A 1,338-nucleotide genomic window follows, 5' to 3' on the forward strand; every position below is an offset into this window, starting at 1 on the left:
AGGTCGACGCCGAGCTTCGGCTCGTCGACCACCCGGGCAGTGGCGCCGACCGTGGCCAGAACGGCTTCCAGGTTGGTATGGTACCGGGTCCTGAAGGGGCCGGACAGATTGCCGTCGACAGTGAGGGATATGTAGTCGAGGTCGACGAGCAGGCCGATCCGCTCGTAGCGGACCGTGCCGACGATCATGCCAGCGAAATCGAGATCGCTGAGGATGTCCGAGAAGTCCTTGTCGATCGACAGCGACGGGACACTGCGATCGCCGCGGCCGCGGTCGCCGCGGGTGCTGCCGCTGAGCGAGGGCAGCCAGGCATAGGGCGTGATCCGGACGAACCACGGACCTGCCGCGGTGCTCGCAGGCGGCGGCGCAGCCGCGTCCTGCGCCACGGCCGGAGCTTCGGGGGGCACACAGCACAAGGCTGCGACGACCACACCGATCGCCCGTGCTCGCCGGGTGGCGTCGGCAAAGGCCGTCACCATTTCGGCTTTCCTCCCTGTTGTCGGCCCGCCGTCGATCAGGCGGGCTTCTCCTCGGCCAGGCATCACGCCGCCGCCGTCATTCCGTGACTGTCACCGGCCCATGGTGATTTGGATGGCATCGGCGCCGAGGCTCAGCATCAGGCCCTCCCGCTTGGCGACCAGGTGCATGACGACGCCGTCGTCGTTTTGCAGCCAGAGATCACCGCCGCTCGTGGTGCCGATGGCAAAGCCGTAGCGGCCCTGGGCGTAGGTCCCCGGGAACTGATCGATGCTCTGCAGCTTGTAGACCTCGCCACGAGCCTCGACCGTCGACAGGCCGATGCCGCCGACGCCGACCCCGGCGACCTTGAACGGGTAGCTCCGGCCACGGAAGAACAGGGTGCCGCCGCCGGCGGTGCCGCTGCCGAGATAGGCGGCCTGGACCTCATGCATCTCCACGGTGCCGTCCGGCGCCTGACCGGCAAGCGTCGGGGGAGGGCCGGACTGCTGGCTGGAGCAGGCAGCAAGCAACATGACGGCCAAAAGACCGGCATGTGACAATCGCCCGTGCCACAGACCGTGGCTGCGAATGCCGCGTGAGTTCATGTGCGTCTTCCCTCAAACTTGCTAATTGATTCAAGAATTCGCCGGTGATTGCGTAAGACCAAGAACGGCCTCCAGAACTCCTCGCGAAAGGCCGACCTCGATCTGGTTATCCAGGAAACAATTGCTGTGTCAGGTTTCGGATGAGGCCCACAAACTTGGGATCCTCCGGCCCGGTCGCCTGATCAAGATAACCAGATACCGCCGAGGCCTCCCCACCACCGGCGCAGAACGCCGCCCTGACGACGATCGGCCGCTGCGCTGCCGCTGTCGGGAG

The 1,338-nt window shown here is 66.3% G+C and carries 2 protein-coding genes; both read right to left on the reverse strand.

Translation table 11 applies throughout. The annotated features are described in order from the left end of the window. Window positions 1-479, reverse strand: a 479-nt coding sequence (locus FFK22_RS41780) for a hypothetical protein (protein WP_221939306.1), incomplete at its 3' end; no start/stop codon positions are given. A 90-nt stretch (window positions 480-569) separates the two neighbouring features. Next, window positions 570-917, reverse strand: coding sequence for a hypothetical protein (locus FFK22_RS41785; protein WP_138893704.1), 348 nt, complete (start codon window positions 915-917; stop codon window positions 570-572). Window positions 918-1,338 lie beyond the last annotated feature (421 nt).

The organism is Mycobacterium sp. KBS0706, assembly GCF_005938675.2.
Taxonomy (GTDB): Bacteria; Pseudomonadota; Alphaproteobacteria; order DSM-16000; family Inquilinaceae; genus Inquilinus.